Source organism: Microcoleus sp. CAWBG58 (assembly GCF_020883045.1).
Classification (GTDB): Bacteria; Cyanobacteriota; Cyanobacteriia; order Cyanobacteriales; family Microcoleaceae; genus Microcoleus.
In genome coordinates, this window is the sequence record NZ_JAHRFA010000062.1 from 33785 (window position 1) to 43934 (window position 10150).

Consider the following 10150-nt stretch of genomic DNA (forward strand, 5'->3'; position numbering starts at 1 on the left):
TAAAATGTGAAATAAACTTCATAAATTCCGTAAGAGTCAAGAAAATACCAGGTTCGTAGTGAAGACTTTAGTCTCCAAAAAAGCAGTGAATCAAAAGCCTGAGAGCTGAGTAAAAACAGGTTCGTAGTGAGGACTTTAGTCCGCAAAAAAGCAGTAAATCAAAAGTCTGAGAGCTGAGTAAAAACAGGTTCGTAGTGAGGACTTTAGTCCGCAAAAAAGCAGTAAATCAAAAGTCTGAGAGCTGAGTAAAAACAGAATTTGGGAACTATTCAACTCAAAAGTAGGAAGGGTTGCGAGTCAAGAAACAATATCAAAACTCAAAAATATGAGTTATTATAGGCGATCGAGAAACCATTATATTTTTTTTTGGGGCTATACAGTGCCTAATCGCATTCCTTTACTATCTCTGGTACTCGCACTCGGTTTGTGGACAATGCCCAAGCCAGTTGCCTGTCAGGCACTCTTGCCTTACACCCTGCAAATCGACTCGGCCGGACTCGAACAGACAGCCTTGAGCCTTGCAGAACGAGCCGTTCAGCTAGCGAGACTCCAGCAGTTCCAACTCGCCGTCCCCAGCGCCGAACTCGCGACGCAGTTAGCCCCCAAGAATTCTCAAACTTGGACTTTGTTAGGCAGCTTGTACCTTCAAATCGAGCAGTTTGACAAAGGCATTGAAGCTTTGGGGCAAGCTCAATCTCTGGCGCCAGAAAATGCCTCAATTAAATTTGTCTTGGGAGAAGCTCACTTTCGGAAAGCGAACTACGAGAAAGCAGTCGAATATTTGCAAGCAGGGTTAAAAATAAAGCCCGACACTCCGGGCGCATTATTTGATTTAGGTAACGCTTTTTACAAGCTAAAGCAGTTCGATCGCGCGATCGCCCAATATGAAAAAGCCTTTGCTTTAGAAAAAAAACTCTGGCCCGCTATCAACAATATCGGATTAGTCAAATACGAAACAGGAGATGTCGATAGTGCCATCAAACGCTGGCAAGAAGCGATCGCGATCGACGACAAAGCAGCAGAACCAATGCTAGCCCTAGCAGTAGCACTTTACACCAAAGGCGACAAAGAAAAAGGTTTAGCGCTGGGAGAAGCCGCCCTGAAATTGGACAAGCGCTATGCCACAGTAACTTTTCTCAAAGACAACCTCTGGGGCGATCGCTTGATTGCAGCCACCCAAAACTTCCTGGCAACTCCCCAAATTAAAGCAGCACTCGCCAAAATTCAAGATGCCCCACCATCTCCCGAATTGTAGCCAGATCCCAAATCCGGGTTTAATATCATGGCTAACCCTCCGTCATTGGGAGGAACGAAGCAATCGCAGAGACTAAGCGATTGCTTCGTTCCTCGCAATGACAAATAATACAAAAAAAAGGGTAGTAAACACGGATTTGGTATAATATCAAATCCAGTTGCGTCGGAATGATTAGCTTTCTTGGGTTTTTGGTAAAGCAACCGCCACATCGGTTAGTACATAAATAACTATCATGAATAGAGTCTCAAAGGAGCATTTCATAAACGGTTTGATTCGGGTACCATAACTGTCAACTGTAAGGGCGGGCACGGGGGCACCGCCCCTACCAACTATCAACTGCTCCCAGTGTTTTGAGCATCGCCGCAGTCGCCTCAGTTACACCTTTAACACCTGCAATATTTAAGCCTTCATAAGGTTTCGGAACAGGCAAAGTTTTGATACGATCGCCAGTTACGACATCCCAAAACTTAATCGTCTCATCTTGACTGCTACTAGCCAGCATTTGACCATCTAAACTAAAAGCAACACACCACACCCAATTTTCGTGTCCCCGCAGAACTTGCAAGCAGTTCTTCGTGCTCGCATCCCAAACTCGTACAGTTCGATCGTGACCGCCACTCGCCAACAGTGTACCATCAGGACTGAAGATTACCGATGACACAATACCGTCATGTCCCTCCAGGGCGGTCAAACATTCTCCGATATCGATCTCCCAAAACTTGATGCTACCGTCACCGTTGCTGCTTGCCAAAATATTACCGTCAGGGCTAAAGGCAACACACCAAACCCAACCGCTATTTCCCATCAAAGTTCTTAAGACTTTCCCTGTACTGACATCCCATAACTTCACCGTATTATCGGCACTCGCAGAAGCCAGGATATCACCTGAAGGACTAAAAGCAATTCCCATCACCCAACTTTCATGCTCGGTACAAGTATAAAGACATTGCCCCGTGCTAATATCCCATAGTTTAATAGTCTGGTCTTCACTAAAACTTGCCAATTTCTTGCCGTCGGGACTGATGGCGACTCCCCAAACCCAAGCAGAATGACCCTCTAAACTTTTTAAGCATTCTCCAGTCATAGCATCCCATAACCTGACACGAGTGTCAGAGAATCCACTCGCCAACAAGTCCCCATTCGGACTGAAGGCAATGGATTTCAATCGATTAGTATGTCGATCCTGTATGCTTTTAAAACACTTCCCGGTTTTGATATTCCATAATCTCACGGCGCGATCGCTACTAGCTAAAGTTTGGCCATCGGGCGAGAAAACTACCGAATTTACTGGATTGCTTTGCCCCAATACTGTTTTCAGACAACGACCTGTTTTAACATCCCACAGTCTCACCGTACAGTCTTCACCAGTGCTAGCTAAAATTTTGCCATCTGGACGAAACGCGACGGCTGAAACTCGACTGGTGTGTCCTAGTAGTGTTTTTAGACACTCACCCGATGCCACTTCCCACAATCTCACGGTACTGTCTTCGCTGCAACTTGCTAAAATCTGACCGTCAGGACTAAAGGCAACAGACATTACTATTTGTGAGTGTCCAGAGCAAATTCTAACGAGTTCACCCGTGTTAATATCCCAGATGCGAATCAAAGCATCATGACCGCCCCGGGCTACCATTTTACCATCTAAACTGAAAGCCACCGATCGAATTTGACGACAGTCACTCTCAAACATTTTCAGGCATTGTCCGGTAGCAACATCCCAAAGTTTAAGTATTCCGTCATCACCGCCGCTAGCTAAAATATTACCTTGAGGACTAAATGCGATCGACCAAACCTGACTTTTGTGTGCCGGTAAAGTTAGCAAACACCGTCCGTGACTCCAATCCCAAAAACGCACAGTTCCATCACCGATGCCACTAGCAAGCATCTTGCCATCTGGACTGAAAGCAACTCCCAGCACGCTGCTATGATTTCCCTGCAATATTTGGCGGATCGACCAACTGCTAACATCCCAGCAATTAATCGTACCGTTACTACCGCCAGTAGCAAAGGTTTTTCCATCTGGACTAAAAGCAGCAGATAACACGATGCTGCCGTATTCTTTGCCAGTTCTCAGCAGCCTAACTTCTGGCATTTGCCACAAATGAACCTCACTATTAGTATCGCCCATTGCTAAAAGTTTTCCATCCGGGCTAAAAGCGATGCACAAACCGCTTCCCAGAACTTCAGCGAAAACCGAATTAGTTAAATCGGCCCCAGCAAAGTTGACAAAATGCAAATTTGTATCGGGTAAATAAGCTTGCCAAACAGTCAAATGAGAAAAATCCCAACCGCTTAAATCTATCTGCATTTGACACAAGAGATTTATAATATTACCCGCAACATAGCCAGTGTCTAGTGTGGGTTTACCGCGCAGGGATGTCAGAATAGGTTTGAGTTGGTTTTCGATGATTTGCTGGCGTTCAAAAGTAAAAAAAAGGATCTCGGCAATAGGTTTTAGTATCAGACAAGCTTGCGTATCTCTAAGGTATTCTTTAGCTGTAGCTTTGAGCAGAGCGTGGCTTCTGAGAAGATCGATTTTACTGGTTGCGATTTCAGTGCAGACTTGTTCGATTAATCGTTGCGTCATGTATTCCATGACGACAGGTTGTTGAGTATAGCCGTCTGAGGTTTTTTCAATCAGAGAATGTCTCAGGAGAGAACCTAAAACTTCTAGTAATTCTTTGATAGTTAATTTGGCAACTAAATCTTGTTGTAATTCTGCCACCGAGACTGGTTCTCGCTCGATCGCCAGCCAGTACATCACCTTTTTTTCTAAATCTAATAAACGATTGAACTGCCTGTCTAATAGGTTGCGAATATCATCAAATACTAAACTTCCTTGATTTAAAAGTTCTAAAAATTTGGGGAGGCTACTATCAAAAAAATCGCGAATAGCGGGAGCAACCATTTTTAAGGCTAGGGGATTTCCCCCATAGTGAGATATCAAAATATCCCATTCGGAGTCCGACCCTTGAAAAGAACCGATGCGTTGAAAAAAAATCCGTGCTTTAGGAGTGCTTAAACCTTTCAGTTGTAATGAACGAACGGGCAAAGTTTCGCCTTCTCGGGCGGCTAAACCGATCGGCTTTTCTCGACTGGTTAACAGCAGGGTACTTTTATGATTTATTTCGGCTACGCAGCGCAGAAGTTGACCGTATCCTTCATACCCCTCTCGATAACAACCCGTGCGTTCTTCTTCCTGGAGAATTGACTCCATATTATCCAATATTAACAGACACCGATGCTGTCGCAGATAGTGCAGCAGTCGCGAGATTCTACCATCTACGGTATCTGGTAAATTCGTTTCCTGTTGGTGGGACAGAAATTGAATCAATTCTAGTAACAAATCGAGGATAGAGGGAGCATTGCAGAGACTGTGCCAAATAATATAATCAAATTGTTCTTGGATGCGTTCTGCTATTTTAATAGAGAGAGAAGTTTTGCCAATTCCACCCATCCCCAACAGCGTCACTACGCGGCAGCGATCGACGATCAGCCACTTTTCTAATAAGGCTATTTCCTCTGCACGTCCGTAGAAAATAGAAACATCAATTGCCTCTCCCCAATTAATCGATTTGTTGAGTTTTGTTAAGTCAGTTAAAGTTCGATCGGCGATCGTACCAGTGCGATCGACTTGTGCGTCGATATTGTGACTAATTTGGCTATTTGCTAGTGTGGCATTGACTTGTGCCTGTTGTGCTTGCCGTCGCAAAACTGACTGAAAGTTACTCTTAGTGACTTTTTCTCCAAATACCCGACTGAGAACTTGCCATAAGTGAAAGCCAACAAACTTAATATATTCTGCATCATAACCCGCGCTTTTGGCAATCTCTGGATAAGAGTGTCCTTCCCAAGTCTGCCGCAATACCAATATCTGAATATCGTTGAGATGCTGTTGTTTGAGAACCGAGTCGAGGAAAAGCAGTGCTTCGTCGATCGTCATTTATTTAAAATTATCGGGTGTGTTAGCTAAAAAGTGGTGGTTCCTGCTGGACGATACAGAAAATTAAGCAATTATGCTCAAAATAGTAGCATATTTTTCACTCAAGTTATAACTATTTATAACTATTTCTCACTGACGCGATCGGCGCATCCGGGTTATTACTGAATCAAAGCTCAAAATTATTGAAATGTAATGTTTTAAGGAGGGTCAAATGGCTCAAGATTTGCGAAACACAGAAGTGGCTCAAAAAATTGAATCATATTTCGATGCAATAGCCCAAGGTAATAAAGGCGATGCAACAATAGAAATGCTAGAACAAGATGGCTTTATTATCCGTTACCGAGTTCAGATTCGCCATCATCACGTTTGGGATAGCTTTGCGGGACGGGTAACAATGTATGACATAACGACGCCAGTACAAGGCGAGTTCGATCTGAAGAATCCGGCTAGTTTTGTAGATCAACAAGCCTGTGTGGATGTTGGTTTGGGTATTGGGCGAGTTTGCGTTAGTTTGCAAGAACTTGCTCAAGCAATACTTGCATCTGGGTTAGTTGTTTAACATCGGTTAAAAGTAGTGAAAAGAAGCGATCGCCCTTGTGTCATTTGGGATGCTTGGTGCGATCGCATCCTAGCTATCTGAAATAGTAAAGAGCGAGCGCTCAAGCCACGATTTTACACAAAGTGAGAAACTTAAATATGAAACGCATAAAATCTATTCTGATTGGGTTATTCCTAGTCAGTAGCATAGGTGTCACAGATGCCTGCGCCCAGAGCAATAAACCAAGTCCGCCGGCATCGGTACCAGCACGTTCTAGTCAGGCTGTCCAAACAGATTGGGATGTCGAAGTAATTTTAAAAAGCAAGTCTCTAGACAATCCCAAACTTTACGTAGTGCTTTTAGTGACGCTAATTGCTGGAGGGGTTGGCGGGATTGTTTTTGAGTTGCTGAACCTGCAAGGCAATATTGAGCGGCCCCACGCACCCAGCGAAGATGAATTGGCGGCAAAACTTGCTTACGCTACTGTAGAAAATGTAATTGATTTGGGCATTTTTGCCAGAATTATTATTGGTGCATCTGCTGCTGTTCCTGCTATGGTGTTTATCAAACCAGACAGCGTATTGCTGTTATTAGCAATGTCCTTAGTCGCTGGTTCGACAGGGACTGCTGTCTTTCGTTCCTTGCAAGATCGACTCTTAATAGCTATCACTCAGCAAGAGGCAAGTGAACAAAAAAGAAAAATCAAGCAGAAAAGTAATAATGCTAAGATGGAGAAGGCGATCGCGGCTGTTGAAACCCTAGAAAAGGAAGTCGAAAAAAAATCCGACAGCCCGGAAGGAACAACCAATCTAATAATTCCAGAAGGCACTGTTTTAAACCGCAGTCATTTCGAGGAAGTCAGAAAAATCCTATTGCAGGTTACAGGAGTAAATGCTGAAGCAAACAATGCGATCGCGGCTTTTAACAAATTAGAGGAGGAATTCATAAAGAATTCAGTTAGCCCCCAAGGAATGCTCGATCTGAAATTCACCAAAGACACTGCTATAGAGTGCAATTTGTTTGGGAATGTCAAGGATTGCTTGAGTCAGGCTAAAGCAGCAAATGAGCTAACTGCGATCGCCGATAATAACAAGTCATCTCAACCAGCAACCCCGATCCAAAACCACCTGTTGCCCGATCGCAAACCCGATCGGGCAACAGTGGAGAGTCCCTAGGACTTACGCAGGTTCTACGGTGTGCCAACAAGGGTTTTGAGATTGCTTTCCTTCGGATCGCTTCGCTAACGTGCCTCGCAATGACAGAAATAAGTTACTTGTGTGTAAGTCTCGATCGCAACTCGATCGCCAGTAGGGATGGTGTAGCCAGCAACAAACATCAGCCAATGGCAAATTAGCCATTGGCTTTTGGACGATCGCGACTGAGGCTATACATTTAGTCTATATTTTGGGGAAGTATCATCAGCACTAATTCACCCATGACATCCACCCCTACGATCGCCACTCCCCTAACCTGGACAGAATTAGAAGCCCTCACAGACTTTGAAATCGATCGCACCAACGGCCCAACCAACGCCCAAGCCCGCTTGCGCCTCTTCGGTAAAACCGAATCCGATGTGCGAGTCACCCTCTACCGCGACAACCACGCCTGGTGTCCCTACTGCCAAAAAATCTGGCTGTGGTTGGAAGAAAAACAAATCCCCTACCGCATTGAAAAAGTTACCATGTTCTGCTATGGGGCAAAAGAACTTTGGTACAAGCGAAAAGTGCCGTCGGGAATGTTACCCGCGATCGAGCTAGACGGCCGCATCATCACCGAAAGCGACGACATTTTAATCGCCCTCGAACGAGTTTACGGGCCATTGAGTTTAGGAATGGAAAACCCGAAAGTCCTTCCCATGCGGCGTTTAGAACGGCTGTTATTTAGGGCTTGGTGCTCTTGGTTGTGTTACCCAGCAAGTTCGGCAAAAGTAGAACAACACAATCGCAACCAATTTATCAGCGTCGTCGCCCAAGTTGAAGCAGCTTTGGCCAGCACTCCCGGGCCTTATTTCCTCGCTGAATTCGGCACTGCGGATGTCATCTTTACGCCCTATGTCGAACGGATGAATGCCAGTCTTTACTACTACAAAGGCTACTCGATGCGGGAAGAAAACCCGCGTTTTGCTGACTGGTTTGCCGGGATGGAAAGCCGATCGACTTATCGCGGTACTCAAAGCGATTTTCACACTCATGTCCATGATTTACCACCTCAAATGGGCGGCTGTTATGAAAACGGCGAACCGCAGATGCTACTCAACAAAGCCCGGGTAGATAACGGCCCTTGGGCCGGACTCCCGGATGTGATGTATCCAGAACCGGAAACCTCCCGCGCTGAAGCACTCCACCGCGTCATTAAGCATCGCAGCAACATTATTAAAGTCAACCCTGCTGATGACAACTTATTCGATGAGGCTTTGCGCTGTGCTTTAACTTTGATGGTGACTGGGGAAGTTTGTAAACCACCGGTTGGATCTGATGGGGCTTTGCGGTATTTGCGCGATCGGGTAAATGTGCCCCGCGATATGTCCATTTACGCGGCCAAACGGCTGAGGGAAAGCTTAGAGGAAACCGCCGCCCTCGTGGGTGACGCCCAAGGTGAGCCTATTCCTGTGAAGCACCGGCGAGATCAAGATCCGGCTAATTTTGTATAGGGGGGCGATCGGAATCAGGCGAAACGATCGTTGCTGCTGCTGGCGCAATGACCGAAGAACGAGCCCGCCGGGCCCCGGGTTTTAGACATGGGGATAAGTCGGTAGCGGTTTCAACCGCCTTCAGTATTTAACAAAGCTTAAAACAGAATCAGCACCATATACAGCTTTATGTTGTATAACTATAGTATGAGCGTTAAATACAAATCAAACAAAAATGTTGTCTACTCTTGTAAATACCACATCGTGTGGTGTCCCAAGTATCGTCGCAAGGTTCTAGTTGAAGGCGTTGATACCCGGCTGAAGGAGATATTGCTAGAGGTGGTAACTGAGTTTAAGAGCGAATTAATTGAAATGGAAGTAATGCCAGATCACGTCCACCTTTTAGTTGAATGCGATCCTCAATTTGGGATTGCCAAACTAATTCGTTACATGAAAGGGCGCTCATCTCGATATCTTCGTCAAGAATTTCCTTGGCTAAAAAGTCGATTACCAACGCTGTGGACTAACAGCTACTTTATTTCAACTGTCGGTGGTGCGCCTATCTCAGTAGTCAAGCAGTATATTGAAAATCAAAAAAATGTCTAGTTATGGTTGTCAACAAAATTTAATTAGCCCAGATCGAGCTTTAAAAAGTATCCTGGAGTTTGTTTGTGAAGAATCAAACAAATTAGCTAATTGTGGACTTTACTACTCTCGGCAATTGTATTTCAAAACTGGGAAATTCCCAAGTAAAGCCACTTTGCACAGGCTATTAAAAAGTAATCTCCACTTCAAGGCCTTGTATTCTCACGTAGCTCAACAGACTTTAACAACTGTTGCAGAGTCATTTCAGTCGTATATTGGACTACTTAAGGGGATCAAAAATGGTACAGTAACGCAACATCCCAAACTACCGGGATACCGCAAAAATAGCCTCAAGCTGGCGACATTTCCCAAGGCGGACGTAAAGTTAAAAAATGGGCAATTAATTAAGGTTTCCACTAGGAGGTAAAGTTAAACTATGGTTTGGAGTTAGTGAATTCTATCTACCAATGCCGTCAAACTTGGATTACGACCAAATCCGAGAAATTCGCATCTTACCAAAGAATGGGCAATTTTATGCTGAATTTGTCTACAAGATTCAGCCAATAACAGTTGAATTAGATGCCAGTAAAGTTCTAGGTATTGACCCAGGATTAAATAATTGGTTGACCTGTGTTTCCAATGTGGGTACAAGTTTGATTGTAGATGGACTGCACATCAAATCCTTAAATCAGTGGTACAACAAACGAGTTGCAACAATCAAAGAGGGCAAGCCTCAAGGTTTTTGGTCTAAACAATTAGGGAGGATTACGGAAAAACGAAATAGACAAGTTAGGGATGCCGTCAATAAAGCAGCTAGATTAGTATTGAATCACTGCCGGGAAAACCAAATAGGTACAGTTGTTTTCGGCTGGAACAAAAAAATGCGTCAAGAAATCAATCTTGGCAGCAAAACGAATCAAAACTTTGTGCAAATTCCTACCGCTCGATTGAAAGATAGGATTTCTCAACTTTGTGAACAGTATGGCATTCGGTTTGTTGAAACCGAAGAAAGCTACACAAGTAAGGCGAGTTTTTTAGATGAGGATGAACTACCTATGTTCGGTGAAAAACCTGAGTGCGATTCGTTCAGCCGAAACCTGGCAACAGGGGGATGGCTGGCAACAGTAGAGTAACCGCAAGGTGGATTCCGCACTTAAATCCTCTACTGATGACAACTGAATTACCTTGTAGGTGAGTCTA

7 protein-coding genes are annotated in these 10150 nt (G+C 44.5%); 6 read left to right on the forward strand and 1 reads right to left on the reverse strand.

From position 1 onward, the window contains the following. Window positions 1-379: 379 nt before the first annotated feature. The gene (locus QZ918_RS23660) at window positions 380-1255 is read left to right on the forward strand and encodes a tetratricopeptide repeat protein (RefSeq protein WP_524538472.1); all 876 of its coding nucleotides are present in this window, start codon (window positions 380-382) and stop codon (window positions 1253-1255) included. Between the two features lie 322 nt (window positions 1256-1577). On the opposite strand, the gene QZ918_RS23665 is transcribed toward QZ918_RS23660, so the two are convergent. Next, window positions 1578-5198: a WD40 domain-containing protein gene (locus tag QZ918_RS23665; protein ID WP_293338935.1), complete on the reverse strand. Its 3621-nt coding sequence runs from the start codon at window positions 5196-5198 to the stop codon at window positions 1578-1580. A 211-nt stretch (window positions 5199-5409) separates the two neighbouring features. Here QZ918_RS23665 and QZ918_RS23670 point away from each other — a divergent pair, with 211 nt between their 5' ends. The 5 genes from QZ918_RS23670 to QZ918_RS23690 all read left to right on the forward strand — a co-directional run bounded on the left by QZ918_RS23670 (window position 5410) and on the right by QZ918_RS23690 (window position 10083). Further along, the gene (locus tag QZ918_RS23670; RefSeq protein WP_293338938.1) at window positions 5410-5757 is read left to right on the forward strand and encodes a hypothetical protein; all 348 of its coding nucleotides are present in this window, start codon (window positions 5410-5412) and stop codon (window positions 5755-5757) included. 137 nt (window positions 5758-5894) lie between these two features. After that, complete coding sequence (locus QZ918_RS23675; RefSeq protein WP_293338940.1) at window positions 5895-6911, forward strand: DUF4257 domain-containing protein; 1017 nt, start codon at window positions 5895-5897, stop codon at window positions 6909-6911. Window positions 6912-7171: 260 nt separating this feature from the next. Then, complete coding sequence (locus QZ918_RS23680) at window positions 7172-8386, forward strand: glutathione S-transferase family protein (RefSeq protein WP_293338943.1); 1215 nt, start codon at window positions 7172-7174, stop codon at window positions 8384-8386. Window positions 8387-8572: 186 nt separating this feature from the next. After that, window positions 8573-8971, forward strand: a complete 399-nt coding sequence (tnpA, locus tag QZ918_RS23685) for an IS200/IS605 family transposase (RefSeq protein ID WP_293155967.1) — start codon at window positions 8573-8575, stop codon at window positions 8969-8971. Window positions 8972-9417: 446 nt separating this feature from the next. Beyond that, window positions 9418-10083: an RNA-guided endonuclease InsQ/TnpB family protein gene (locus QZ918_RS23690; RefSeq protein WP_293338946.1), complete on the forward strand. Its 666-nt coding sequence runs from the start codon at window positions 9418-9420 to the stop codon at window positions 10081-10083. Window positions 10084-10150: the final 67 nt, after the last annotated feature.